The following is a 23706-nucleotide window of genomic DNA, read 5'->3' as shown; positions in this document are numbered from 1 at the left end:
TAACACCTGACAGCACCCTGACATCGAACGGACCGCAGGGCTCCGGCCCGTCAGCAGGAGTTGACTTTTCCTACCGACCGGTAACAGACTCTGGTGTTACCGCTAGTAACATACGTTCCGCCGCTGGAGGGGACATGGCCGAGTTCACCATGGAGCTCAACGACGAACAGAAGGAGGTCCGGGACTGGCTGCACGGCTTCGCCGCCGACGTCATCCGCCCCGCGGCCGCCGAATGGGACGAGCGTGAGGAGACTCCCTGGCCGGTCATCCAGGAGGCGGCGAAGGTCGGCATCTACTCCCTCGACTTCTACGCGCAGCAGTACTTCGACCCCACCGGTCTCGGCATCCCGATGGCCATGGAGGAGCTCTTCTGGGGCGACGCGGGCATCGCCCTGTCCATTGTGGGCACCGGGCTGGCCGCCGTGGGCGTTCTCGCCAACGGGACCGAGGAGCAGATCGGCACCTGGATCCCGCAGATGTACGGCGACGCGAGCGACGTCAAGGTGGCGGCCTTCTGCTCCTCCGAGCCCGACGCCGGCTCCGACGTCGCCTCCCTGCGCACCCGTGCCGTCTACGACGAGGCCAAGGACGAGTGGGTGCTCAACGGCACCAAGACCTGGGCGACCAACGGCGGCATCGCCAACGTCCACGTCGTCGTCGCGGCGGTGGACACCGAGCTGGGCTCCAAGGGGCACGCCTCCTTCATCGTCCCGCCGGGCACGCCGGGCCTGGCCCAGGGCCAGAAGTTCAAGAAGCACGGCATCCGCGCCTCGCACACCGCCGAGGTCATCCTCGACAACGTGCGCGTCCCCGGTTCGTGCCTCCTCGGCGGCAAGGAGAAGCTGGACGAGCGCCTGGCGCGGGCGCGGGAGCGGGCGAAGTCGGGCGGCGAGCGCGTGAAGAACGCGGCGATGGCCACGTTCGAGGCGTCCCGCCCCGCCGTCGGCGCGATGGCCGTCGGCACGGCCCGCGCCGCCTACGAGGTGGCCCTCGACTACGCCAAGACCCGTGAGCAGTTCGGCCGCCCGATCATCGACAACCAGGGCGTCGCCTTCCAGCTCGCGGACATGCGCACGCAGATCGACGCCGCTCGGCTGCTGGTCTGGCGCGCCTCGTGGATGGCGGTCAACGGCAAGCCCTTCACGGCGGCCGAGGGCTCGATGTCGAAGCTGTACGCCAGCGAGACCGCCAAGAAGGTCACCGCGCAGGCGATCCAGATCCTCGGCGGCAACGGCTACACCCGCGAGTACCCGGTGGAGCGCATGCACCGCGACGCCGCGATCTACACCATCTTCGAGGGCACCAGCGAGATCCAGCGCCTGGTGATCGCCCGGACGCTGTCCGGGATGCCCATCCGGTAGCACCATCTCTCCAGTAGGACGCGCGTAGATCATCGCCATGAAAGCGGCCCTCCTGCCAGCGCAGGAGGGCCGCTTTCGTGTGTCGAGTTGGAGATCAAATCGAGTTTGGGAGACGCTTGGGAGATCGTTTGCGCCTGGGCGCTTCGAACGGGGGATAGGGACCGAACTCGCGACGGTCGACGACGACCCTCAGCGACTCCTCCCACAGCCGTTGCAGATGGGCGGCGATCGCCAGCTCCATCGACAACGTCACGTGCGAGTACGTGCCCTCGACGCCCGGGAGCTCATGCCCCATCCGCGCCTCGACAGCAACCTTAGGGTGATTCCCCTCGTCCAGCCAGACCTTCTGCGAGTGCCGCAGGCCGTGCGGAGTCAGGCCCTCGACGCCCAGCACGGGCCGGATGCCGGTGCGCGCCCTGGCTCCCCGGACGACACCGCGAGGCGCTCGCCCCGCGACGATCGGCTTCCACGTCTCCGCATACCAGTCCCCGCCGCGCAGCAGCCGGCCGCCCTTCGGCGCCGTGAACACCCACTCGCTGCCCGGCCGGGAGTCGAGCAGCTGCTGAAGGAGGACTGCAAGGAAGGGGGGCAGGATCAACCCGCGGCCGGAGTCGTACTTGTTGTCGATCTCCGTGAAGACGCCGCCCACGTACTGGCTCTGTTGCACCGAGTGCAGCCGCGCTCCGCGTTCGGTGTCCTTCAGCGTCAACTGGTCGCGGTGCACGCCGGCCAGCTCGCCGATGCGCAGCCCCGTGTAGGCGGAGGTGAGGACGATGGCGTACTCGTTCAGGCCCCGCATCTCCAGGGCGTTGCGGGCGATGAGCAACACCTGTCGCGGCGTCGCGATGGCCTTCTCGTCCTTCGGCTTCGGCTTGTACTTCCCGCGGCGGCCCGACTTGCGCGCGCTCACCGGGTTGTCGCCGCGCAGTTTCTCGGCGACCGCGTCGTCCATCATCGTGCGGAAGGTGGACATGACGGCGTCCGCGTAGTTCTTCGAGAGGGTGCCGCGCAGCTTCTTCTCCCAGGCGGCGATCGCTGTGGGGGACAGCTCTCCGATCGCCACGCCTCCCCACTGGGGGAGGATCTGGTTCTTCAGCCTGAGCCGGTATTCCTTCTCGGTGAGCGGCGCCACCTCGATCGAAGGGAGCCAGGTCTCAGCCCACGCCCCGACCGTGGTCCGGCCGTCGCGCGGATTGATGAACTGCTTGCGGCGCACGTCGACTTCGAGTCCGTGGGCGTACTGCTCGGCCGCCCGCTCGGTGTAGAAGGGCTGGCCGTTGTCGTCCCTGGAGACTGAGCCCCACTTACCGTCGGGGAGCTTGTACCGGCCTCGGTACCGCCACTTGCGCGCTCGCTTGTCGTAGCCGCGCTTCTCTCCGTGGGCCATGGATCACCTCGGGGTTCAGCCGGTGACCGCGCGGAGGGCGGTGCGGACCATCGGTCCGTCGAGCCGTTTCCAGCAGGTGATCGTTCTGTTGAAGATCTCCTGCAGCGCGAGTGCACCGTCTTCTTTGAGCAGGGACTCGTCGACGTAGACGTTGAAGTCTCCATCGTCGCAGTCCTCGACCCAGACCTGGACGCCACACGGCATCCCCGAGACTGACTCAACCCGCACAGGCATAGGTCCCCCAAGACCACTACGGGCGGCCCTCCATTGTGGTCCCGACATGAGATCACACTTGCGGACGAAGGGGGGAGGGGACGAACGCATTCAGTGGGGAAGTAGTTACGAACCGTTCGCTGCGTGCGCCGGATCCTCGGTGTCGTCGTCAGGCTGCCGGTGCAGCTTGCGCTCCGCCTTGCGCCAGGCGAGGAGGGCTTCCTGAATCTCCTCGGGCGTCGCGTCCGGTCGGCCATGGACGACGACCGTCATGCGGGCCCCGCCCGTCCCGGGCAGCTGGATGACCTGAGAGTCGATCAGGGGATCGTCGCTCTCCAGCTCGTCGACGACGCGCAGGGGAAGTTTGCTGCGCAGCCTGTCCGTGGCGGCCGGGCCGGCTGACCCGCCTCCGGGGACGGCGGCGGGGATCGGCTCGCCTCCGTCGAGGATGGCGCGCGCCGATCCTGCGCCCCAGCCGAGGTATGGCTCAATCTTGGCCACGGTCTGCGGCATGCGGCTGCGCGGTTTGCCGCTTTCGAGGTTCTGGACGCTGCCTTCGCTGACGCCGGCCAGCTCTGCGAGCTTGCCCTGTGAGAGGCCGCGCGCCTCACGTGCAGCCCTGGCAGTGGCGGCGAGCTTCGCCCACTCCAGGTTGGTCCGGTCCTCTGTCATGGCGGCCATCATGCCGCACGGTTTGGCAACACGCACCCAGGGGCTCCCCTAATTGACCAGGATTGATCGGTCTTTGGGGAGCTTTTTTGTTGCCTCGTTAGCGCCTCGTTGCGCTTGCGCCCCGTGAGTGCGCCGCCGCACGCCGTACACCACTGGCCAGAGATCACGGGTGCGGTCCCAGGGGTACACCCAAGGAATCCGGAATAACACCGAAGGAACCCGGACCAAGGCTCTTGCCATTGGCGCTCCGTTGGGTCTACGTTGTGTCTCGTGAGACCGAACGGAGCCGCAATGAAGGCCATCCGAGAGGCTCGGGGGATCAGCCTTCAGCAGCTCGCCAAGGCCATCGGCAGAGACCCCGGATACCTCTCCCGAGTCGAAAACGGCCAACAGGGAGCAGGCGACGGAACCCTCCACCTCTACGCCAAACAACTCGACGTCCCTCTGGACGCCATAACCCACAAGGAGGCCCCACGTGCCCAGGAATGACCTGGATCCCCCCACCGAGGTGACCCTCACGCTTCGGCTGGCGGAACTGACCGCAGCTCTTGAGCGCCTCGCCACCGCCCCCACCGCGGCTGAGCTGGAGCTGAAGTGCTTCACCCCCGAGGAAGCCGCCGCGATCCTCGGCAAGACCACGAACTGGGTTGTCGAAGCGATCCAGTACGGACGCGTCCCGCACACCTACGTCGGCAAGTCGCCGCGCATGACGGCCGCTCACATCCGCTGGGTGCAGGCCCAGGGAGAGCGCGTTCCCAACCGGTACGCCAAGCCCGTCGCCGCCTAGAGCGGCCAAGACCCCAACCGCCGGTTCGCACGCCGGCAGCCGGGGCCCCGCGGCCAAGCCGCGCGATCCACCCCTCACGAACCGTTGAAACGAAAGGGGCTTCACGTGAAGCCAGTATCCACGAAGCCGCAGCGGGCGACCGGACCGGTCGTCTGGGTTCTCTCTACCGGCGAAGACCACGAGGGCGGCACCGTCCTCGGCGTCTACGCCAGCAAGGAGGCCGCGAAGGGCCCGTTCTCCGAGGCCGCCCGCAGCATCCCGTTCGACCTGGATGCGGCATGGCAGGACGAGGATGGCGCGGTCCACGCCCACGGCGGCTGCGACTGGGTGTCCCTTGAGCCGCACATGGTCACCAGCCAGCTTGCCGTCGAGGCGGGGGGCTCTCGGTGAAGGCCTTCCAGTCCCCCGCACCACCCATCACGGCGGCCGACACCCCGCTGCCGGTCCTGGAGGCGGAGCTCGCCGCGGTCGCGTTCGAGCGGGCCGCCGCCCGTACCGCGTCCCCGTCGGAGCAGATCGCCTACCACCTCGACGCCTGGCTCGTCACCCACCCGGACGCCTGCGCCACGAGCGCGGACTACCCCGAATGGGCCGCCCAGTTCGCCGCCATCAAAGCCGCCCACAGCTCGACCCCGCAGGAGACCCGGTGACCGACTACCAGGAGATGGACCCGTTCTGGGTCGAGTCCCGCGCGAAGTTCCTCGCGACGAAGAGCACGAGCGCCGACCCGTCTGCGTGCGGCACCTGCCGTAGCAACGTCGCCGCTGGTGAGCCGGTCGAGCACGACGAGTGCGCCCAGCGGGCCACGCTCCTGCACGCCCCAGACCACCCGCACTACGAGATCCTCGCGGGCTTCTCCCTGGAGGAGAACGAGAAGCTTCCGGCCCGGTTCCACGTCCCGGTATTCGACGACTGCGGTGTGCCGAACGCGTGGCTGTGCGCGGTCTGCCAGGAGGAGGGGCAGGTCGTCGGCTGGCCCTGCGCCACGGCCGTCAAGTACGGCACGAAGGTGTTCACGCCGCTGCACGAGGCGGAGACGGCGCAGGAGAAGCAGGCCGCCGAGCTGGCCGCATACCGGGCCCTCGACCTCGGAGACCCTGACGGCCGCGTCTCCGCATCCTGCGACAACCCCGAGCACCCCACCTGGCTTCGCGCCCCGGACGACAACCGTGGCTGCCCCTGGTGCCGTACCGCCGAGCTGGAGAACGCCCTGACGGCCACCGGCCGGTCGCTGTCGAGCTTCATCTTCGACTCCGACGATCCCGGCGCTGACGCCTTGGGTGCCCAGTGGCTCTACCACCAGGCGATGCCGCAGGCGGACGACCCGTTCGCTCAGCCCCGCGCCTTCCGCTCCAGCGTCTTCTCCGAGGCGTCGAAGGCGGCCGAGGCGCTGGACACGCTCGGCCCCGAATTGGCTGGGCGCCCATCGGCGTATTGCGAGGGGTACTCGGACGGCGTGCGGGCCGCGGCCGAACGTCTGGAGATGCTCGCCGACCAGGCGGCCGAGGGATCCGAGGTGGCGGCATGAGCAGCTACCGAGCCAAGGTCGAAGCGGACAAGAAGGCCGGCCGGCAGGAGGCCGACACCTTCAACGCCCGCTACCCGATCGGCACTCCGGTCGTCGCGTATCCCGGCATCCGCCCGGAGCACCCGGTGGCGGTTGCCTACCGCAAGCGCGTCGAGGAAGGGCGCACCTTCGGTGACGCCGACCCGTGCACGCGGCTGGAGACCGTCACTCGCACCCCGGCCTGGATCCTCGGTCACGGCGACCCGGTCGTCTCGGTCGAGGGCTACGCGGGCGGCATCTGCCTCAGCCACGTGGACATCGCCCCCCGCACGAACACGCCTGACCGGACGAGCGTCAACGACGAGGGCCGCACGGTCACCACGATCAAGCTCAAGCGGTGCTGCAACGGCTGCGGCCAGTACCTCGGCGACGCCGACAACCGCGACGTCGACGCCCACGGCAACCTCACCGACGTCCGCCACGAGTGCCCCAACTGCCGCGACCTCGCCGAGCGGGAGGCCGCCTCGTGACCACGTTCCTCGACGGCACGGTCATCGACCTGGACCGCGTCCAGACCGCCGCCGACCGCACCGAATGGCTGTGGACCTGCGAGATCGGCGAGTCCGGCCAGCCCCTCATGCAGCGCCTCGACCAGCCCGGCCAGCCCGGAGAGACCCTGCCGCTCGACTACCTGACCCGCTGGCACGGCCCCCTCACCCCCCGCCCCCAGGCCACCACCGCCGCCCTCTACCGGCAGGTGCTCATCGGGGAGGCGGCGTGATGGCCGGCTTCTGGATCCGCATCAACCCGCAGGGCTGCGTCGACGGCTCCGTCCACGAGGAGTACGTGGGCCCGCTCGCCGAGGACGCCCACAAGGAGTTCACGCCCCGGGTGGCCGACCGACGGCGTGAGGCCGCGCAGGGATGGCGGCACGAACTCGTCGGCCGCGACGAGTGGGACCGCCGCGCCAAGCCGTGCCTGCTCAACCAGTGCAGCCACCGGAGCTACAGCGGCCGCCCGGTCGAAGACGTGCAGCTGCGCGAGGCTCCCCGGTGACCGCCCCGCCCGCGCGCCTGTCGCCGACCGCCGGGCTCCTCAACGCCCTCGCCCGCCTCTACATCCGCCGCGCCCGCCCCGTCATCGCCGCCCACCAACGCGCCCTCGACGAGGCCTGCAACCTCAACCACCGGCTCCGCACTGCCCGCGACTTCGCCGACACCGAAGCCGCCGGCTACATCGACCGCACCGGACTGGAGACGTAGATGACCCTCGGCGAACTGCTGCCCGTCCGGCTCGGCCACTTCGCCCGGACCCCGCGCACCCGGCACCGCGCCATCGACGAGGTCGACCGGCAGAAGGGCCTTCGAGCCGGCGCCGACATCCTCATCATGGGCCTCCGCGTCCAGCTCGACGACGCGGAAGCCGTCCGCGCCTGGACCGCCGCCCAGCTCGCCGAGGCGGAGGAGCTCGTCGTCAAGCTGCAGGCCGACGTGGACGACCTCACGGCCGAACGCGACTGCCTCGACGAGGAAGTCGCCGCTCTCAAGGCACGGTTCGCCGCCCAGCTGGCCGCCGAGGCCAACGCCCACCGCATCGCCGTCCCCTGCGGCTACCGCGACACCAGTGCGCTCGAGGACCAGGCCACCAGGCCGATCGACGTCAAGACGCTGTGGGACGCCCTCGGCATCCAGCCCGTCACCGACCCGGGCCGCATCCACTGACCCGCCCGGCCGGCGGATGACCGCAGGCCGTCGACCGGGCGCACAACTTCACAGACCGCCGCGTCGAGCGCCACCCCCAATGCTCCGCGGCACCCCAGGGCAGCCGCCCCACCTCCCCCCGGGGCGGCTGCCCGCCAATCACCACACCCAGAGACGGGGCCCCATGTACCTCACCCGCACCATCGGCCGCTGGCAGATCGAGTACGAGCAGCGCGCCGTCCACCTCACCCGACAACCCAAGCCCGACCCCAACTGCCGCGCCTGCCGCGGGAACGGCGGCCACGGATACGTCACCCCCGGCGGCGACGGCGACTGGATCGACTGCCACTGCCTCGACCAGCTCCGCACCTGGAGCCTCCGCCTCTGGCCCCGCCGCAACGACCACGCAGAGAGGTACCCGTTCTGATGAGCCCCCTCGCCTGCCGCCAGTGCGGCGACACCGACGGACCGTTCACCCGGGACGGCCGCTGCGAGGACTGCGAGAGCGGCGCCGCCGGATGGGTCGACGGGCTCTCCGCCGACGACTACCACGCCGACCGCACCTCGATCTCTTCCTCCGGCCTGCGCGCCCTCCTGCCGCCCGGCTGTCCCGCCCAGTTCCATTACGACCGCGACAACCCGCCCGCCCCCACCAAGACGTTCGACTTCGGACACGCCGCCCACCGCGAGATCCTCGGCGACGGCCCGGACATCGACGTCCTCGACTTCGACAACTACCTGACCAAGGACGCCAAGGAAGCCCGCGACGAGTCCCGCGCCATGGGTGCCGTCCCACTGCTCCGCCACGAGTACGAGCAGATCCAGGCCATGGCCGACGCCATCCGCCAGCACCCCATCGCCGGACCCCTGTTCGCACCCGGCACCGGCGTCGCCGAACGCTCGATGTACTGGACCGACCCAGCGACCGGCGTGCGCTGCCGCATCCGGCCCGACTGGCTGCGCCACCGCGAGGAGAACGGCCGCCTCATCGTCGTCGACGTCAAGACCGCACGGGCCGTCGACCCCGCCGCCCTCCAGCGAGCCGTCTACGAGCACGGCTACCACGCCCAAGCCGCCTTCTACCTGGCCGGCGCCAAAGCCCTCGGCCTGACCGGCGACCAGGAGCCCGCGTTCATCTTCGTCTTCCAGTCGAAGGCCCCGCCCTACCTGGTGCACCTGGTCGAACTCGACTTCCCCGCCCTCACCCTCGGCGCCGCCCGCAACGAGCGCGCCCTGCGGATCTACGCCGACTGCCAGCGCACCGGCGTCTGGCCCGGCTTCAACGACCGCATCACCTACCTGCCCCTGCCGCCCTACGCCGAGAAGCGCGACCACGAGGAGTACCTGTGAACCAGCCCGTCCCCAGCCCGTCCACCACGACGCCGGCCCGCATCGGGCAGGGCACCGCGGTCGAGCAGTCCCGCGCCGCCGCCGAAGTGCAGGCCGCGGTCGTCGTCGCCCAGCAGTGCCCCCGCAACATCCAGGCCGCCGTCGCCGAGATGCGCGAGTCCTGCAAGCAGCAGGGCCTCGCCGAGCGCGCGTTCTTCCGCTACAGCCGCGGCGGCTCCACCGTCACCGGCGCATCCGTCCACCTGGCCCGTGAACTCGCGCGGGTCTGGGGCAACGTCCAGTACGGACTCGTCGAGATGCGCCGCGACGACGACTACGGCCAGTCCGAGATGCAGGCCTTCGCCTGGGACGTGCAGACCAACTCGCGTAACTCCTCCACGTTCATCGTCCCGCACCGCCGCGACACGAAGAACGGCACGAAGCAGCTCACCGACATGCGGGACATCTACGAGAACAACGCCAACAACGGCGCCCGCCGCGTCCGTGAGTCGATCTTCGCGATCCTCCCGCCCTGGTTCGTCGAGGAGGCGAAGGAGCTGTGCAACCAGACGCTGCGGGACGGCGGCGGCAAGCCGCTCGCCCAGCGCGTCGCCGACGCCATCAAGACGTTCGAGGGCATCGGCATCACCGCGGACCGTATCGAGGGCCGCCTCGACCGGCCGTCGGCGAAGTGGACCGAGCACGACGTCGCCCAGCTGATCGTCATCTACAAGTCGATCCAGCGCGGCGAGGTCACGGCCGAGGAGGAGTTCCCGGCGCCCCGCGTCACCGCGGACGAACTGACCGGCGGTAAGCCCGCCACCCCCACCGAGTAGCAGCCCAGGGTGCCGCCCGCACCCGTAATGCGGGCGGCCTCCTGAACTCACCGAGGAGACCACGATGACACAGCTCCAGTTCCCCGAGCCCGTCCCGGGCGCGATTAGCCCGGCCGCGGGCGAGACCGCCAAGGCCGACGGCATAGCCCGCGCCGCCGCGAACACCCCGCCCGACTGGGCGACCGCCTGCCGCGCCGCCATCGAACTGATGGCCCGCCGCGGCACCCCGTTCCAGGCCGCCGACCTCATCGCCGAAGGCCTCGTCGACGAACCCGACAGCCCCGCCCGGTGGGGCGCCGCGTTCATGGCCGCCGCGAAAGCGGGCGTGATCGAGCACGCCGGAGTCGTCCAGTCCACCCGCGCCACCGTCCACCGCAGCCTCTGCCGCCAGTGGACCGGCACCGCAGCACACCGCGGAGCCGCCGCGTGATCACCCACCTCGCCCTCGGCTGGATCGCCGTCACCGTGATCGTCGCCCCGACCGCCGCCGTCCTCGTCGCCGCGGCCCTGTGGACCTACCGGCGGATCCGCGTCCGCCTCGCCGTTCGCCGCCTCATCCGCGACGTGCAGCTGTACGTCCACCGGCCCATGCTCCGCCCCCTCTTCGACACCCACGACCAGCCCCGGAAGGAGACGCCGTGACCCACCGCCCATCTCCGCCCCACGGCAGCGAAGCCCGCTACCAGGGCAGTAAGACCCGCCGCCCCTGCCGGTGCCGCAAGTGCATCGACGGATGGACCCGCGCCGGCCAGAAGCGACTCCTCGCCCGGCTCGCAGGCCGACCCGCCACCGTTCCCGCCGCCCCCATCACCCGCCACATCAACCAGCTGTACGCCGACAACATGACGACCGGCCAGATCGCCGCCGCCGCCGGAGTCGACTCCTCCACCATCCGCAACCACGGCACAGGACAGTTCCCCACCATCCGGCGCACCACCGCCGAAAAGATCCTCGCCGTCCAAGCCGGCCACGCCCCCACCGAAGGCCGGGTTTCCGTCCTTGGCGCGACCCGGCGGTGCCGAGCCCTCTACACCCTCGGCCACACCCCCCAGGCCATCGCCGACGCCTCGCCCGGCCTTCACCTGCGCACCGTCGAATACATCGTCCGCGGCGCCCGGCAGAACATCACCGTCGCGACCCACAACGCCGTCCGCGACGCCTACAAGGTGCTCTCCCAGAAGGCCGGCACTAGCGCCACCGCCAAGGCCCGGGCGAAGAAGGAACGCTGGCCGGGGCCACTCGCCTGGGCAGACATCGACGACCCCCACTGCCAGCCGGAGACAGAGCGTAAGCGCGACGACAAGCCCGGCAGTCGGCGCAAGGTCTACGCCGACCCGGCCCGCGTCGCCGCCCTCACTGCTGCAGGCCGGACCGCAGAGCAGATCGCCAACGAACTCGGCTGCCACAAGCGGACCGTCGTCCGCGCCCGCAGCCGGGCCGAGATGGCGGTGGCCGCGTGACCGCCACCCAGAGGCGCAACCTGATCGCCGAACTCGACCAGCAGGGCCTGTCTGCCGCGGCCATCGCCTCGCAGCTCGGCTGCTCCCAGCGCACCGTCCACCGCGCGCGCAGCAAGAGGCGGGCCGCGGGCGACACCTGGACGTGGACGGCGCCCGAGCCCGACGAAGCGGCCATCGAACGGGCCGCCGCCGGAGACCCGCCCGCAGAACTCACCTGGGTCGAGCGGCGGGCCGCGATCGAGCAGTGCGAACGGTGGGGCCTGCCCGTCCGGGTCATCGCAGCCCGGGTCGGGTGCACCACCGAAACCGTCTACTACGCCCGCCGCCGGGCCGCCGCATGAACGGCCACCGCATCGGTGCCGGACAGCGCGAGCGCCTCTACGTCTCCACCACCGCCACCTACGACGAGACCGCCGACCTCGACTACATCGCCATCGAGTACGCCCTCAATGGCGAGCCGGTGAAGCTCACCCCCGCCGAGAAGATCCACACGGCGCGCATCCTCGACGGCCGCGGCTTCAGCCTGACGGCCATCGGCGAACGCATCGGTTCGGACACTTCCACCATCCAGGGCTGGAAGGACAACGGCTGGAAGCCCGGCGGGAAGCACCCCAAGACCCGCGCGCGAACACCCCGGCCCGAGCCTGTCTGCGGCGAGCCCCGCATGTACCGACGCCACCTCAAGGCCGGCGAGACCTGCGACGTCTGCCGGGCCGCCAACGCGGCCGCCGACCGCCGCTACCGCCTTACCGGCAGCCGAGCCGCCGCGTGACCGCCTGCTGCCGGCCGCGCGCCGGACCCTGACCCGCCGGCCCCGACCCATCCACCCACACCACGCCAGTCGAAAGAAGACGAACCCATGGCACGTGGCCACGGCCGGATCCTCACCAGCATCTGGGAGGACTCCGACTTCCTGACGCTCGACGAGAGGGAACAGCGCCTCTACCTGTTCCTGATCTCGCAGCCCAACCTGAATCACGCCGGGCTGCTGCCGCTCACCCTTCGACGCTGGTCCCGCAAGGCGAACGGGCTGACCTCGGCCGAACTGGAGAAGAGGCTCCAGGCCCTCGAGGAGACCCGCTTCATCGTCGTCGACGACGACACCGAGGAACTCCTCATCCGCTCCTTCGTCCGCAACGACGGCGTGTGGCGCATGCCCAAGGTCATGGGCGCGATGGTGTCCGGCGCGCTGGAGATCTCCTCGCGCCGGCTCCAGGCCGCCCTACTCGCCGAGATGGACCGCATCCCCCTCGACGAACTCAGCAGTGACCCGACCAAGATGAAGGGGCAGGACGGTCCCTCGATCCGGCAGCAAGTCGCCGCCCACATCGCGACCCTCCGCAAGGCCTTCGGCACCCCCGAACCCGACCCTTCCCGAGGGGGTTCGGGAACCCCCTCGGGAACCCCCTCCGATACCCCTGACGAAGGGGATGCCGAAGGACCTCCGAAACCCTCTACGCGCGGGCGTGCGGGCGCATCACGCGCGCATTCCCCTGCCCCTGCCCCTACCCCTGCCCCTATCCCCTGCCCCATACAAGACGGGGTGGCTGAGGCAGACGGCCAAGCCGAGCTGATCGTCATCGAGGATTCCGACTTCGTCGGCGCGACAGAAGAAGCACCCGAAGAGCCCCGGTTCATCGGAGCCGACACGATCGTCGGCGAGTGGCTCGAGCGCTGCGCCAAGCGACCCCCGGGCACCGTCATCGGCCGCGTCGGCAAGCAGATCAAGAAACTCATCGACGACGAGATCGAAGCCGACGACATTCGCCGCGGCCTCGCCCGCTGGATGGCCAAGGGCGCCGACCCCTCCTCGATCCCCAGCTTCGTCAACGAAGCCATGAACGCCGCCCCCGGCGGGAGCAACGTCATCGCCCTCGCTTCAGGCCAACCACTGCCCGGCACCGACACCACGGTGTCCGGCTGGGCCGCCGTCGCCGCCGCCCTCGACACCGGAGACACCGCATGAACCCGAAGGAAGCCGCCGAACTCCTCGGCCACTGCTCGGCGTTCGACAACCGCAAGCCGTCCACCGCCGCAGCCATGGCCTGGGCCGCCGCCCTGCACGACGTGCCGCTGGACACCGACGCCAAGGCCGCCGTCGCCGCCTACTACACGACACCGCCGAAGGACCCGGACGGGAAGCTGTGGATCCTGCCCCACCACGTCCGCACCCTCCGCAGCAAGATCCGGTCCGCGCGGTTGGAGAACTTCCAGTACGAGCCCGTCGGCGACGAGACCCCCGAAGAGTTCATCGCCCGCTACCGCGGACAAGTCCAAGCCATCGCCTCTGGCCGTGTCCCGGCGCCGTCCGGCCGGCTCGCGCTGGAAGGCGGCCCGAAGAAGCAGTTCATGGAGGAGCTGGAGGCCCGCGGTTGGGAAGGCAACCGGAGGGTCCCGGACTCCGACGAGGAAGCCGCCGCTGCCGAGTTGATCGACACGGTGCGCCGTACCGGCCCGCTCGGCGTCGAATGCCCCGCATGTCACGCCGCCCTGGGGCGTCCCTGCAAGACGCCTGGCGGCAACGACCGGCAGCCGCTCGGCAAACCCCGCCTCAAGCCGCACAGCGCCCGTCTGCGGGCCGCTGAGGGCGTACCGGAAGCCACGGCCGAGGAGCTCGCCGCGCAGGAGCAGCGGATCCGGCAGATGTCCGCCGCACACCTCGCCCGCGAAACCGCCGACGTTCCCGACGCCGAGATCGTCGAGGACACCCCGTGAACGGCAACCCGCCCGCCTGGCAGGTCCGCTGCCCGTGGTGTGGCGCCCCGCCCGGATCCCGCTGCACCAGCCCCCGCGGCCGACGCCTCCACATCGACACCCACGACGCACGCACCACCGCCTGGAACACCCGCACCAAGGAGCCCGAGTGACCGCCCCCGCCACCTGCGCCTGCGGCCGGCCCCTCCGTGACCCCGTCTCGGTCGCCCGCGGACTCGGCCCCGTCTGCCACCGCCGCCTCAACGGACCACCCCCGACCGTCCGCACACCGGCCGCCGAGATCAGTCCCGGACAAACCGCACTCGAACTCCAACCCCTGCAACCCACCCTCTGGAGCGTCTGATGCCCACACGAATCCAACGCCGCCGAACCGCAGGCTGGCGGTCACCCGAAGGCGCCGTCTACGTCGGCCGCCCCACCCGCTTCGGCAACCCGGCCCGCATCATCCCCGCCGGCGACCACCGCAACGGCCTCCTCGTCCAGTGGGGCACCAACGGCGGCGTCATCGGCACCTGGCCCGCCGACGGCCACGACGCCCGCCGATACGCCACCGAGCTCTACCAGTCGTGGATCAACCAGCCCGAACAGGCCGCCACCCGGACCCTGTTCCGCGCCCTCCTCCACGGCCGCGACCTCACCTGCTGGTGCCCCCTCCCCGAACCCGGCCAGCCCGACCACTGCCACGCCGCCGTCCTCCTGAAGATCGCCAACGAGGAGACCCAACCGTGAAGATCCGCGCCGACATCGCCGCCCTCATCCGCGAAGGCCACACCAACCAGTCCATCGCTCACCGCCTGCACTGCCACCCGGACACCGTGGCGAAGGCCCGCCGCGCCCTGCGCTACCCACCCGCCGACCGCCTCCAACGGCTGTACGCCGAAGCCGTCCCCACCGGCCGCGTCAAGGACTACCGACCCCAACGCATGCCCACCAGCCCCGCACAAGCCGCCGCCAACAGAGCCCGCCTCGACGCCGCCCTCCGCGAAACCACCACCCCCGCCACCTGACCCCACCACCCGAAGGACACCACCGTGAACACCGACCGCCCCTACACCGACGACGACCTCCGCACCGAAGCCGCCCGCCAACTCTCCGCACACCGTGGCCGCCAGCACCCCAACGCCACCTTCGCCGCGATGCTCGACGCCCACATCGACAGCACACGTGCCGAGGAGGGCGACGGCGGACTCACGTGGGACGAGGCGCTCGAATGCCGCGACCTCGATGCGCCGGCTACGGCGATCCATGCGCTGATCGAGGGCGCGGCCGACGTGTCCGAGTGGGCCGTCAATCTCGGCGCCGACGGACTGGAGCCCGACGGACACACCTTCCAGCTCGGCGCGCAGGGCACCGGCGACGACGACCCCGAGATGCCGTTCGTGCGCATGCACTTCGCCTTCCACCCCGACGCGACCGCGGACGAGCGGGACCGCTTCGTCATGCAACTCACGAAGATCATCGCGGCCAACCTCTGACGCCTGCCGCCACCACCCCAACCAGCCCCCAGCCAAATCACTACTTACCCGGGAGTCAGTAATGACCGACCAGCACACACCCCTCACCACCCAGCAGCTCGACGAGATCGAAGCCCGCGCCGCGCGCCTGTACGAGCGCACTGCCACCATCGACCCCAACGCGCATCCCGACTTCGGTCAGCTCACCGACACCGACGTGCCCGCGCTCGTCGCCGACCTCCGCCGCTCCCGCGCCGAGCTGGCTGCGGGCCGCGCGCTCGCCGCCGACGCCACCGAATACCGCATCCACGTCCCCGAGGACGGCGGCACGACCCTCCTGGTCCGCCGTCAGGCATCCGCCCACGGCGCGGGATGGGCCGTCTCCACCATGGCGCCCGGCGGTGGCCGCGCGTGGACCACCGAGGGATGGCAGGAGTCCATCAGCGCTCTCAGCGTCGACCGCCTCTTCTGCTGGCCCGACCCGGCTGTCGCGGCAGCCGAAGCGCGCCAGGCCCTCGCCGCCGCTTCTGCCGTGTCTGGTGCGGCCGACAGCAGGCAGGCATGAACGACCGCGCCCGCCGCCGCACCATCATCTGCGCCTGCTGCGGCCAGACCGCCGCCCACCGAGGCCGCGGATACTGCGTCGCCTGCTACACCCGCTGGGTCTACCACGGCCGCCCCGCCACCGGAGCACCCAAGCCCGGCGAGATCGCGCCCAAGCCGCGCGCCAAAGCCGACCGGGTCATCCCCGCCTTCTGCACCCACGGCCACCGCCTCAACACCGAAAACCTGCGCTTCACCCCCGACGGCGTCCGCTACTGCCGCGCCTGCCGGTACGTCAACGAAAAGACGTACAACGAAAAGCAGTTCACGTACCGGCACAACGGCCACGACGTCATCCCCACCGTCGACGGCCGCCGCTACTGCCGCACCTGCAACCGCGGCGAGCACGACATCGACGAGATGGCCATCGAGCGCACCGCCTCCGGCGACCGGCCCAGACGAGTCAGGGCTGCCGAGCTGGAAGCGGCCGTGATCCAGCTCCGCTTGTACGGGCTGACCTACGAGCTGATAGCTGCCCGCGCCAAGTGCAGCCTTCGGCATGCGTGGTGGATCTGCGAACGGAACGGGCTGACGAAGTCGCGGAAGGAGCGTGTCTCGTGAGCCGGCATGAGCAGATGTGCCCGCACTGCCGCGGCAAGCAGGCCGGGGCCGGGGCCGGGGCCGGGCCCGCGGTGGTGGAGGAGCAGGTGATCGTCCTGCCCGACCAGCCGACTCCGATCCGCGTGCACCAGCCGGGCCGGCCGCCGTTCGACTGCACGCTCCACCCCGACGGCCGACTGACGTGGACCCGGCCGAGCGGCGAGGTGCTGACCAACCTGTTCACGCTCGCCGACATGCGGGAGCAGGGCTGGGCGACTGCGCACATCGAGTTCGACCCGCCGCGGCTCGTCGAGGATCCGCAGTCGGAACCGGCTGCCGAGGCCGTGCAGGAAGCCCTCATCGCATGACCACCCACGCAGGACCGACCGGCCGCGGGCTATGCGGCCGGCCGGCCGGCCCACCTTACGGAGGACCCGTGAACCACACCACCAACCCGACCGCCGTCATCTACGACGCCCTCGAAGGGCTGCAGGGCACTACGTACCATCTGCCGCCGGGGACGCGGCAGGCCGTCGCCGAGCACCTGGCCCGCGTGCTGCCCGCGGTCTCGCCGTCTGCTGTCGTGTCCGCCGACCGGGCCACGCTGCTGCTGTGGGCCGCCGACCAGATCGACGCCGAGACCCGGCAGGCGAAGGCCTATGGCGTGCTGGAGCCGGACAAGTTCCGCCCGTGCCGCGACGCCTCGGCGCAGCTGCGCGCCCTGGCTGGCTGCGCCTCGTGCGAGGTCGGCATCGAGCACGACGTGCACTGCCCGACGCCCGAGTCCCACGGCTGGGGCTGCGGCTGTCTGACGGACGGAAGCCATGTGGCCGCCGAGGAACAGCCCGCCGAGACGCAGGCGGAACACGTCTGCAAGCCGGGCGCGGGAATGTACTTCTGCCCGACCAGCGGCAAGACCGAGTCCACCTGCCACGGCGGCTTCGACGTCTGCTGCGACCGGCCCGAGCTCCACAAGCCCGCCGAGACGCCGGCCTCCACCGCGCCGCTCGCCGCCGGGCTCCCGCTCGTCAAGGGCCGCTGCCCTGCCTGCGGGCGGGCGAGCTTGTTCCTCGGGAATGGCGGCTACGTCACGTGCTCGGTGATCGAGTGCGCGGAGCCGGATGCGGCCAGCACGCTGCTGGAGCCCGCCGAGCCGTGGCTGACCGACTCGGCGCGGATCGGCCGGGCGCTGATCTGGTCGTGGTCCGACGTCGGCAAGGGCGCGTTCGGTGAGGGCTACCGGGCAGCGCAGGCGGAAGCGCGGGCGCTTCTTGGGGGTGGGCGCGGCACGGAGCAGCAGCGGCCCGCCGTCAGGGAGCAGCCCGACACCCAGACACGGGAGGCGCGGCTCGTCGAACTCTTCGTCCGCTACCGCGTCCAGCTCCGCGACAACGACACCGCCGACTGGAAGCCGAGCCACCCCAGCCTCGACTTCGAGGACCGCGAGGACGCAGACGAGAGCGCCGCCATGGGCCGCGAGTACTTCCCCAGCCGCGAGTACCGGGTCGTCACCCGCACCACCACGATCACCGAACAGCCGTGACCGTCCTGCCTGTCTGCCTCCCGGCCGGGATCGCCGCCTGCATGGTCGCGGCCGGGGTGGGGCGGAACAGGCCCGAGAAAGCCCCTGACGGCCCCTAGGAGCCACGAACACGGTTCGCGGGTCCCGAGGAGCCGGAAGACGCAGAACGGCGCTCAGAGCCTCAACCCTGAAAGGAAGCCCCATGGGAATGTCCACAGACGCGATCCTCGCCTACGGCTACGACCTCGGCGGCGGAGACGGTTGGAAGATCAACGGCCTCGGCGAGTACGGCGAACTGCCCACCCTCGACTGGTACGACCCCGAGAGCGACGAAGACTTCGAGGAAGCCATCGAACGCCGCCTCCTCGCCCAGATCGCGAACTTCACCGAAACCGACTGGCGTGTCGACGGCTACCGCGCCCGCAAGAACGCAGCCGAAGCGCAGCTCGGCGTGAAGCTCGTCAGCCACTGCTCCTCCGAGTACCCGATGTGGGTACTGGCCGCCCACTCCACGACCGCCTGGCGCGGCAGCCCGCACCTCTTCGACCCCGCCGAACTCGGCACCGTCCCGCCCGACTGGGACGACAAGCTCCGCGCCGCTCTCGCTGCTCTTGGTGTCACGCCCACTCAGGAGCGCCCGCAGTGGGTCCTCTGCTCCGACTGGGGCTGACCCCCGCCTGACCCTGCCCCACGGCCGCCCCCACCCGGGGCGGCCCCCAACCAGGAGACCACTGTGACCGTCAGCCCGCTGATCATCCTCCTCGCCGGATCCCGCGAACTCCCCGAACCCGGCATCGTCCCCGGCACCCTCGCCGACATCGCCCTCAACATCGCCGAAGGGCCCGTCATCGTCCGCCACGGCGCATGCCCCGGCGAACGCTCCGCCGACCAGGCCGCCGCCGACTGGATCCGCGAGTACGGCACCCGCTACGGCATCACCGAAGACCCCATGCCGGCCGACTGGGACCACTGCGCACCCGACTGCCCGCCCGCACCAGGCCACCGGCGACGCAAAGCCTCCGGCGACACCGCACACCCGGGCCTGCTGCCCGACTACTGCCCGACCGCCGGGCCCCGCCGCAACGGCCTCATGGTCGCCAAGCTGCCACGTCCCGACTGGATGGTCGCCTTCCCCGCCCCGACTGGCCCGTCCTACGGCACCCGCAACTGCATGCGTCAAGCCAGCGACGCGGGCCTCGCGATCTACGTCATTACCGCCTGAGCCGCACGCCCGACCCGAAAGGCCAGCCGTGACACCCGCCGACGAACTCCGAGCAGCAGCGAAGAAGATCCGCGACCTGACCGCCGAGACCACCGGAGCGCCTTGGGCTACCTCCTGGAGCGAGCAGCAGTACGAGGTCAAGAGCCCATCCGGTATCGACCCGATCGCTGAGTGGACTTACGCCATCGCCACATGGGAGCCGGAGGCCAGCGAGCAGCGCGCCGAATGCGACACCGCCGACGCCGACTGGATCGCCACCATGCACCCCGGCATCGGAACCGCCCTCGCCGACTGGCTTGAGTCCGCCGCCCGCGACGCCCGCGAGATCGGCCCCGACCCCCACGCCCTCGTTGTCGCCCGCGCGGTCCTCGGCACCCCGGACGGCCAGCCGTGACCGCCGAGCACTGGGCCACCGAGGAAATCCCCGGCTGGGCCTGGGACGACGAACCCCCCAACGAACCCGACGAACCCCGCATCCACACCGTCGACGTACCCCCGGAGTACCTGTGACCCGCCGCCCCACCGCCCGAGAACTCCTCACCCCCGAATCGGAGCGCCTTCTCGCCGGCCCGTTCGCCGGCCAAGTCCGGGCCGCCGTCATCGAACGCGCCCTGCGCCGCCTCGCCGCCGCTGACGAGAAAGCAACCAGGCAAGCCGGGAGGCGGCCGTGAGGAGCCCCAGTCAGCCCGGCCAGCCCCTCAGCGACGGCCAGCTCGCAGCGCTCCGCCTCGCCGCATCCGGCTACACCAGCCGCCAGATCGCCCACCGCCTCGGCACCACCGAGCAGGGCGTCCACCTGCGGCTCAAGGAAGTCTGCGTCCGCCTCGAAGCACGGTCCCGCACCCACGCCGTCGCCATCGCACTCCACCGGCGCCTCATCCGCTTCGACGAACTCGAACTCGACCAGCCAGCCCGCGCCGCCTGACCCACCGCCCCGCCCGCACGCCCGCACCAAGGAGCCCCGCCGTGAACGCCTGCACCGTCTGCCACAGCGACTTCTACGAGGACGAACTCGGCCACCAGGCTTGCCGACCCTGCACCGAGCGCGTCGATGCCGCTCTCCGGGCGCTCGCCGGCGCCGACGGCCTCTACTCGCGCCTCTCCGACAGCCTCCGCCCCGGCAGCAGCAGCGGCGGGCCCGTCGTCTCCGGCAGCCGTGAAGCACCCACGCCGGTGCGGATGGGCCCGCTGTCGCTCGCGGCCCGCGGCGGCGTCGTCACCATCCTGCAGACGTGGCTCGTCGACTGGCACGAGGCGCTCGCCTACCGGCACCCCCGCTGGAGCGGCGACCTTCAGCAGCAGTGCGACCAGGTCGTCAACCGGCTGCGGGTCCTGCTGCCCTGGGCGGCCGAAGCGCACCCCGCGTTCGAAGAGTTCGCGCTCGAGGTCTACCAGCTGCGCCGGCAGTGCGAGGCGGCCACCGGCGGCGAGCGGCCGGCCCGACGGTTCGGCGTCATCTGCGAATGCGGCACCATCCTGCGGATCACGCTGGAGAGCCCCGGCAAGAAGTGCGACGCCTGCGGAGCCCAGTACGCGCTGCAGGAACTGCGCAAGCTGCCCATGGCGGAGAGGCGGGCCGCATGACCGAGCACGCCACCAGCCGCCTCCCCATCGCCACCTCCACCGACGGGCAGGCCTACCTCGCCGCCGACGCCGTCGTCGAACTGCTGCGGGCCATCGCCGCATCCTGCCGGATGCTCGCCGACGACCCGGACTACAGCCTCGACGCCGTCGCCATCGCCATCGAGATGGAAGCCGACAACCTGGACTGCCGGGCCATCGAACGGACGAGATGACCACAGCCGCTCGCGAACAGGAGGGCGCGTAGGACGTCGGACAGGGCCATCCCGGTACTCGGATCGCCGATATCGAATCTGCAATAGCGGTACCGGACCGATACCGCTGAAGCGATAGTCTCGGGAGGGTAGTACTACCCTCCGGGAGGCCGGGATGAGCGAGCAGCCGTGGACCATCGAGTCGATCCGTGACGCCCTCGGCAACCCTGACCTCGCCCAACGCTTCCTCGGCGAGATCAACCGTGCGCCGGCGCACGAACTCCTACAGGTCTTCACCAAATGGCAGGGCATCGCGCAGCGCACCCTCGATGCCGTGCGGCGCGGTCAAGAGATCGCTGCAGCCGAAGCCCGAGGCGAAGAACCGCCCGGCCAATGGATCGACGTCACCGAGCGCGTTCTTGCGGAAGCTGCGCGAAACCGCGCCCAAGGCGCCGCCTGACCTGGCAGGGTGAGAGCCGTGTACCGGCTCCTCTGCGACGAACCGCTCCTGGCCATCTGGGACAGCCTCCCCAATGACGCCAGCACGCAGCTCACCGCCGCACTCTCCGACGTCTGCCACGAGCCCTACATCGAGACCGAGCCCTACGGCATCGACGACGGCATCCACCGCATCCTCGTCCGACCACTCGTGACAGCCATCCTCACCGTGAACGACGATCAGCGGACCGTGCGGATCTACAGCATCGAATACCGGCACTGAACGCACGGAAGGGCCCCTCGACCGACGCGGTCGAGGGGCCCTTCGCTTCGTTCAGGTGGCGGGCTGGTTGGAGCCCGGGCAGGTGCGGCCATCCGGCCCCTGATGGATCGTTGTCGGCTGACCCTTCGCTGAGCCCACGATCGCACCACACGACGGACAGTTTCCGGCCATCAGGCCCGGATCGAAGCGGGCGCCACGGCGAGCTGGTAAACACTCCATGCGAGACCTCCAGTAGCGGTGCCGCCAGAGTGCTCCGCGCAACGGGGTACGCAAAGGGCGCGACCGGTCAAACGTGGCGCACGAACGCGCGCTCCCCGTTGTGGAAGAACACCGTCAGGCCCGGATCGCTCTTGCCGCGGGCCGTCCACACGTCGATCTGCTTCGTGTCCGGAGCCTCAGCCGAGCCGATCACACCGCCCAGCCAGGCATCCGGCGCAGCCGTCACCGGAGCGCTGGTCCAGGCTGCCGGCTGGCCGTGCACAGGAGGCGTGGGCGTATCGTGCTTGGCCCCCTCAGCCAGCTGCCCGATCACCTGCCAACGGTGCTCCTTGCCCGCCACCGTCGCAGCCAGCGCGTAGGGGTACGGACCACCGTCCAAGATCTCCACCCGCTGGACATCCGGGGTGTTTTTCAGCAGGTCAACGAGGTGATCGCGGAAATCCGCGGGGCGCATGGGTGGATCCTTTCGGTGGTGGCGAGGCCAGTCTACGAGGGCTGAGGTGAGAGGGAAGAGAAAGCGCAGGAGGGAACGGCGAGGCGGCCGGGGCGGCCCCCAGCCGGGATGGTCGGGGGCCGCTAGAGAGCACCGTCAGGCGCTGAGCTGGGTCTGGCCTCCGGGGCTAGTGGTTTGCCTTTACGGAGCCGACCCAGGCTGCAGAGACGTCGCGCCCGGCCGAGTCGAAGATCCGCAGGTTCCCGTGAGCGATCTCATGGAGCAGTGCCAGGGCACTGAGAGGCCTCGCGTCGACCACGGCGCATGCAGGGCACTCAGTCTCGACCGCTGGCTTCTCGATCGGCGGTTCGAACTGCAGCGTCTGCGCGAACTCGCGCACGTCGTCCAGGTTGAGCGATGCGAAGTACTCACCCTGCTTGGCACCTGTCGTGCGCTCGCTCCGCTCAGAACAGAACTTGATCAGCCGTCGCTCGTTCATACGCGCGTTGACGTGGGGCTCAGACGTCCAAAACCGAGTTGCCTCCATACCCAGTTGACGCGCTGAGCGGATGTGGGCCTGGAGGCGGCGCCGTGGCTGGCTCGTGTAGCCGACCTTCACGGCATCGAAGCTGTACTCGACGATGTAGATGACTTCACCCGATTCGGGCAGTTCGGCCAATTCGTCCCGCATGCGATGCTCCCTGCTCAGTGTGTGGTCAGATCTCGGTTGTGGTGAACGGCGGGGGCAACTCCGGGAGGTCCACGTCGAAGGCCTGCGCGATCAGGTAGCGCGCCATCGTGTCGTGCTCCAGCTGGCTGCGTCCGGCGGGCATCGCCAGGTACGTCTCGCCACTCTTGCGCTGGACGACGGCGCCGAAGAACGAGCGGTCGGCGATCGAGGAGTCGAAGATTTCGACACCCGCTTCAGCGAGGAGGGCCTCGAGAGGCGAGTCGAGGACTTGGGCAGCGGAGAGTGCAGGCGGTACGCTCATGGGCAGAGCTCCAATCTCACAGGATTGAGTTGCTGATCGGCGGGTGGCGACCCGCTGGTTCTTCGGCCGGACGGTGGCAACCGTCCGGCCGTTTTCGCGCGGCCCCGGGCATACGTGACCCGGCTTCGATGTGCGCACTGTCACATCGCGACTACGAAGAACCGTAGCGCTCTAGAGCAATCAAAGCCACCCCCTGTCCAAATCCCCCTCGGAACACTCATTGACCAGCGCAGATGTAGAGCGGGTAGCGTTGCTCTA

General features: G+C 70.3%; 44 protein-coding genes. 38 read left to right on the top strand and 6 right to left on the bottom strand.

Annotated elements, in window-relative coordinates:
- Positions 1–134: 134 nt before the first annotated feature.
- Positions 135–1361, top strand: a complete 1227-nt coding sequence (locus Sri02f_RS10650) for an acyl-CoA dehydrogenase family protein (protein ID WP_109000844.1) — start codon at positions 135–137, stop codon at positions 1359–1361.
- 94 nt (positions 1362–1455) lie between these two features.
- Here Sri02f_RS10650 and Sri02f_RS10645 read toward each other — a convergent pair whose 3' ends face one another.
- The 3 genes from Sri02f_RS10645 to Sri02f_RS10635 form a co-directional block, all read right to left on the bottom strand.
- The gene (locus Sri02f_RS10645) at positions 1456–2748 is read right to left on the bottom strand and encodes a tyrosine-type recombinase/integrase (protein WP_109000843.1); all 1293 of its coding nucleotides are present in this window, start codon (positions 2746–2748) and stop codon (positions 1456–1458) included.
- A 15-nt stretch (positions 2749–2763) separates the two neighbouring features.
- Positions 2764–2952: a hypothetical protein gene (locus Sri02f_RS10640; protein WP_109000842.1), complete on the bottom strand. Its 189-nt coding sequence runs from the start codon at positions 2950–2952 to the stop codon at positions 2764–2766.
- Between the two features lie 135 nt (positions 2953–3087).
- Entirely contained in the window at positions 3088–3633 is a 546-nt protein-coding gene (locus tag Sri02f_RS10635; protein ID WP_218029862.1) for a helix-turn-helix domain-containing protein, read from the bottom strand.
- A 291-nt stretch (positions 3634–3924) separates the two neighbouring features.
- On the opposite strand from Sri02f_RS10635, the gene Sri02f_RS10630 reads away from it, so the two are divergent.
- The 37 genes from Sri02f_RS10630 (at position 3925) to Sri02f_RS10455 (ending at position 21804) form a co-directional block, all read left to right on the top strand.
- Complete coding sequence (locus Sri02f_RS10630; protein WP_109000840.1) at positions 3925–4122, top strand: helix-turn-helix domain-containing protein; 198 nt, start codon at positions 3925–3927, stop codon at positions 4120–4122.
- Positions 4109–4420 carry a hypothetical protein gene (locus tag Sri02f_RS10625; RefSeq protein ID WP_109000839.1) on the top strand — a complete coding sequence of 104 codons (312 nt, stop codon included), beginning with the start codon at positions 4109–4111 and terminating at the stop codon, positions 4418–4420. Before Sri02f_RS10630 ends, Sri02f_RS10625 begins: the two co-directional genes overlap by 14 nt.
- Positions 4421–4525: 105 nt before the next feature.
- Positions 4526–4810, top strand: coding sequence for a hypothetical protein (locus Sri02f_RS10620; RefSeq protein WP_109000838.1), 285 nt, complete (start codon positions 4526–4528; stop codon positions 4808–4810).
- Complete coding sequence (locus Sri02f_RS10615; RefSeq protein ID WP_109000837.1) at positions 4807–5070, top strand: hypothetical protein; 264 nt, start codon at positions 4807–4809, stop codon at positions 5068–5070. Before Sri02f_RS10620 ends, Sri02f_RS10615 begins: the two co-directional genes overlap by 4 nt.
- The gene (locus Sri02f_RS10610; protein WP_109000836.1) at positions 5067–5948 is read left to right on the top strand and encodes a hypothetical protein; all 882 of its coding nucleotides are present in this window, start codon (positions 5067–5069) and stop codon (positions 5946–5948) included. The genes Sri02f_RS10615 and Sri02f_RS10610 overlap by 4 nt, the downstream gene beginning before the upstream one ends.
- Positions 5945–6457 carry a hypothetical protein gene (locus Sri02f_RS10605; RefSeq protein ID WP_109000835.1) on the top strand — a complete coding sequence of 171 codons (513 nt, stop codon included), beginning with the start codon at positions 5945–5947 and terminating at the stop codon, positions 6455–6457. The genes Sri02f_RS10610 and Sri02f_RS10605 overlap by 4 nt, the downstream gene beginning before the upstream one ends.
- The gene (locus Sri02f_RS10600) at positions 6454–6708 is read left to right on the top strand and encodes a phiSA1p31-related protein (RefSeq protein ID WP_109000834.1); all 255 of its coding nucleotides are present in this window, start codon (positions 6454–6456) and stop codon (positions 6706–6708) included. The genes Sri02f_RS10605 and Sri02f_RS10600 overlap by 4 nt, the downstream gene beginning before the upstream one ends.
- The gene (locus Sri02f_RS10595) at positions 6708–6983 is read left to right on the top strand and encodes a hypothetical protein (RefSeq protein ID WP_109000833.1); all 276 of its coding nucleotides are present in this window, start codon (positions 6708–6710) and stop codon (positions 6981–6983) included. Before Sri02f_RS10600 ends, Sri02f_RS10595 begins: the two co-directional genes overlap by 1 nt.
- Positions 6980–7189 (top strand): hypothetical protein, encoded by a 210-nt coding sequence (locus tag Sri02f_RS10590; protein WP_109000832.1) that lies wholly within the window; start codon positions 6980–6982, stop codon positions 7187–7189. The genes Sri02f_RS10595 and Sri02f_RS10590 overlap by 4 nt, the downstream gene beginning before the upstream one ends.
- Positions 7190–7648, top strand: coding sequence for a hypothetical protein (locus tag Sri02f_RS10585; protein ID WP_109000831.1), 459 nt, complete (start codon positions 7190–7192; stop codon positions 7646–7648).
- Between the two features lie 163 nt (positions 7649–7811).
- Positions 7812–8054 (top strand): hypothetical protein, encoded by a 243-nt coding sequence (locus tag Sri02f_RS10580; RefSeq protein ID WP_109000830.1) that lies wholly within the window; start codon positions 7812–7814, stop codon positions 8052–8054.
- The gene (locus Sri02f_RS10575) at positions 8054–8977 is read left to right on the top strand and encodes a PD-(D/E)XK nuclease-like domain-containing protein (RefSeq protein ID WP_109000829.1); all 924 of its coding nucleotides are present in this window, start codon (positions 8054–8056) and stop codon (positions 8975–8977) included. The genes Sri02f_RS10580 and Sri02f_RS10575 overlap by 1 nt, the downstream gene beginning before the upstream one ends.
- Complete coding sequence (locus Sri02f_RS10570; protein WP_109000828.1) at positions 8974–9792, top strand: hypothetical protein; 819 nt, start codon at positions 8974–8976, stop codon at positions 9790–9792. Before Sri02f_RS10575 ends, Sri02f_RS10570 begins: the two co-directional genes overlap by 4 nt.
- A gap of 64 nt (positions 9793–9856) precedes the next feature.
- Entirely contained in the window at positions 9857–10222 is a 366-nt protein-coding gene (locus tag Sri02f_RS10565; protein ID WP_109000827.1) for a hypothetical protein, read from the top strand.
- A complete protein-coding gene (locus tag Sri02f_RS10560; protein WP_109000826.1) occupies positions 10219–10434 on the top strand; it encodes a hypothetical protein in 216 nt (71 codons plus the stop codon). The genes Sri02f_RS10565 and Sri02f_RS10560 overlap by 4 nt, the downstream gene beginning before the upstream one ends.
- Positions 10431–11252 (top strand): helix-turn-helix domain-containing protein, encoded by an 822-nt coding sequence (locus Sri02f_RS10555; protein WP_109000825.1) that lies wholly within the window; start codon positions 10431–10433, stop codon positions 11250–11252. Before Sri02f_RS10560 ends, Sri02f_RS10555 begins: the two co-directional genes overlap by 4 nt.
- The gene (locus Sri02f_RS10550) at positions 11249–11593 is read left to right on the top strand and encodes a helix-turn-helix domain-containing protein (RefSeq protein WP_159106697.1); all 345 of its coding nucleotides are present in this window, start codon (positions 11249–11251) and stop codon (positions 11591–11593) included. The genes Sri02f_RS10555 and Sri02f_RS10550 overlap by 4 nt, the downstream gene beginning before the upstream one ends.
- The gene (locus Sri02f_RS10545; RefSeq protein WP_109000823.1) at positions 11590–12024 is read left to right on the top strand and encodes a hypothetical protein; all 435 of its coding nucleotides are present in this window, start codon (positions 11590–11592) and stop codon (positions 12022–12024) included. Before Sri02f_RS10550 ends, Sri02f_RS10545 begins: the two co-directional genes overlap by 4 nt.
- Before the next feature lie 87 nt (positions 12025–12111).
- On the top strand, positions 12112–13218 hold the full coding sequence (locus Sri02f_RS10540) for a hypothetical protein (RefSeq protein WP_109000822.1): 1107 nt from the start codon (positions 12112–12114) through the stop codon (positions 13216–13218).
- Positions 13215–13967: a zinc finger domain-containing protein gene (locus Sri02f_RS10535; RefSeq protein ID WP_109000821.1), complete on the top strand. Its 753-nt coding sequence runs from the start codon at positions 13215–13217 to the stop codon at positions 13965–13967. Before Sri02f_RS10540 ends, Sri02f_RS10535 begins: the two co-directional genes overlap by 4 nt.
- Positions 13964–14119 carry a zinc finger domain-containing protein gene (locus Sri02f_RS41165; RefSeq protein WP_159106696.1) on the top strand — a complete coding sequence of 52 codons (156 nt, stop codon included), beginning with the start codon at positions 13964–13966 and terminating at the stop codon, positions 14117–14119. Before Sri02f_RS10535 ends, Sri02f_RS41165 begins: the two co-directional genes overlap by 4 nt.
- Positions 14116–14310, top strand: a complete 195-nt coding sequence (locus Sri02f_RS44040; RefSeq protein ID WP_109000820.1) for a DUF6011 domain-containing protein — start codon at positions 14116–14118, stop codon at positions 14308–14310. Before Sri02f_RS41165 ends, Sri02f_RS44040 begins: the two co-directional genes overlap by 4 nt.
- Entirely contained in the window at positions 14310–14696 is a 387-nt protein-coding gene (locus tag Sri02f_RS10525; protein ID WP_109000819.1) for a DUF4326 domain-containing protein, read from the top strand. The genes Sri02f_RS44040 and Sri02f_RS10525 overlap by 1 nt, the downstream gene beginning before the upstream one ends.
- A complete protein-coding gene (locus Sri02f_RS10520) occupies positions 14693–14974 on the top strand; it encodes a helix-turn-helix domain-containing protein (protein ID WP_109000818.1) in 282 nt (93 codons plus the stop codon). Before Sri02f_RS10525 ends, Sri02f_RS10520 begins: the two co-directional genes overlap by 4 nt.
- A 24-nt stretch (positions 14975–14998) precedes the next feature.
- Positions 14999–15442, top strand: coding sequence for a hypothetical protein (locus tag Sri02f_RS10515; protein ID WP_109000817.1), 444 nt, complete (start codon positions 14999–15001; stop codon positions 15440–15442).
- Positions 15443–15503: 61 nt separating this feature from the next.
- Entirely contained in the window at positions 15504–15986 is a 483-nt protein-coding gene (locus Sri02f_RS10510; protein ID WP_109000816.1) for a hypothetical protein, read from the top strand.
- Positions 15983–16585 (top strand): hypothetical protein, encoded by a 603-nt coding sequence (locus Sri02f_RS10505; RefSeq protein WP_109000815.1) that lies wholly within the window; start codon positions 15983–15985, stop codon positions 16583–16585. Before Sri02f_RS10510 ends, Sri02f_RS10505 begins: the two co-directional genes overlap by 4 nt.
- On the top strand, positions 16582–16932 hold the full coding sequence (locus tag Sri02f_RS10500) for a hypothetical protein (RefSeq protein ID WP_109000814.1): 351 nt from the start codon (positions 16582–16584) through the stop codon (positions 16930–16932). The genes Sri02f_RS10505 and Sri02f_RS10500 overlap by 4 nt, the downstream gene beginning before the upstream one ends.
- 68 nt (positions 16933–17000) lie before the next feature.
- The gene (locus tag Sri02f_RS10495) at positions 17001–18107 is read left to right on the top strand and encodes a hypothetical protein (RefSeq protein ID WP_109000813.1); all 1107 of its coding nucleotides are present in this window, start codon (positions 17001–17003) and stop codon (positions 18105–18107) included.
- A gap of 181 nt (positions 18108–18288) precedes the next feature.
- On the top strand, positions 18289–18756 hold the full coding sequence (locus Sri02f_RS10490) for a hypothetical protein (protein WP_109000812.1): 468 nt from the start codon (positions 18289–18291) through the stop codon (positions 18754–18756).
- 63 nt (positions 18757–18819) lie between these two features.
- Entirely contained in the window at positions 18820–19308 is a 489-nt protein-coding gene (locus Sri02f_RS10485; RefSeq protein WP_109000811.1) for a hypothetical protein, read from the top strand.
- Between the two features lie 28 nt (positions 19309–19336).
- Positions 19337–19702, top strand: a complete 366-nt coding sequence (locus tag Sri02f_RS10480) for a hypothetical protein (RefSeq protein WP_109000810.1) — start codon at positions 19337–19339, stop codon at positions 19700–19702.
- A 273-nt stretch (positions 19703–19975) separates the two neighbouring features.
- Complete coding sequence (locus Sri02f_RS10475) at positions 19976–20233, top strand: LuxR C-terminal-related transcriptional regulator (protein ID WP_109000809.1); 258 nt, start codon at positions 19976–19978, stop codon at positions 20231–20233.
- Positions 20234–20274: 41 nt separating this feature from the next.
- A complete protein-coding gene (locus Sri02f_RS10470) occupies positions 20275–20892 on the top strand; it encodes a hypothetical protein (protein ID WP_109000808.1) in 618 nt (205 codons plus the stop codon).
- Entirely contained in the window at positions 20889–21104 is a 216-nt protein-coding gene (locus tag Sri02f_RS10465) for a hypothetical protein (protein WP_109000807.1), read from the top strand. Before Sri02f_RS10470 ends, Sri02f_RS10465 begins: the two co-directional genes overlap by 4 nt.
- A gap of 154 nt (positions 21105–21258) precedes the next feature.
- The gene (locus tag Sri02f_RS10460; RefSeq protein WP_109000806.1) at positions 21259–21543 is read left to right on the top strand and encodes a hypothetical protein; all 285 of its coding nucleotides are present in this window, start codon (positions 21259–21261) and stop codon (positions 21541–21543) included.
- An 18-nt stretch (positions 21544–21561) separates the two neighbouring features.
- On the top strand, positions 21562–21804 hold the full coding sequence (locus tag Sri02f_RS10455) for a hypothetical protein (protein ID WP_109000805.1): 243 nt from the start codon (positions 21562–21564) through the stop codon (positions 21802–21804).
- Positions 21805–22090: 286 nt separating this feature from the next.
- Here the strand turns inward: Sri02f_RS10455 and Sri02f_RS10450 are convergent, their stop codons facing one another.
- The 3 genes from Sri02f_RS10450 to Sri02f_RS10440 all read right to left on the bottom strand — a co-directional run bounded on the left by Sri02f_RS10450 (position 22091) and on the right by Sri02f_RS10440 (position 23448).
- Complete coding sequence (locus Sri02f_RS10450) at positions 22091–22477, bottom strand: hypothetical protein (protein WP_109000804.1); 387 nt, start codon at positions 22475–22477, stop codon at positions 22091–22093.
- A gap of 166 nt (positions 22478–22643) precedes the next feature.
- On the bottom strand, positions 22644–23147 hold the full coding sequence (locus Sri02f_RS10445; RefSeq protein WP_109000803.1) for a GIY-YIG nuclease family protein: 504 nt from the start codon (positions 23145–23147) through the stop codon (positions 22644–22646).
- Positions 23148–23172: 25 nt separating this feature from the next.
- On the bottom strand, positions 23173–23448 hold the full coding sequence (locus Sri02f_RS10440; RefSeq protein WP_109000802.1) for a hypothetical protein: 276 nt from the start codon (positions 23446–23448) through the stop codon (positions 23173–23175).
- Positions 23449–23706 lie beyond the last annotated feature (258 nt).

Source organism: Streptomyces rishiriensis, assembly GCF_003112535.1.
Lineage (GTDB): Bacteria > Actinomycetota > Actinomycetes > Streptomycetales > Streptomycetaceae > Streptomyces > Streptomyces rishiriensis.
The sequence above is the reverse complement of the archived record's forward strand: the minus strand, read 5'-3'. Positions and strand labels throughout refer to the sequence as shown.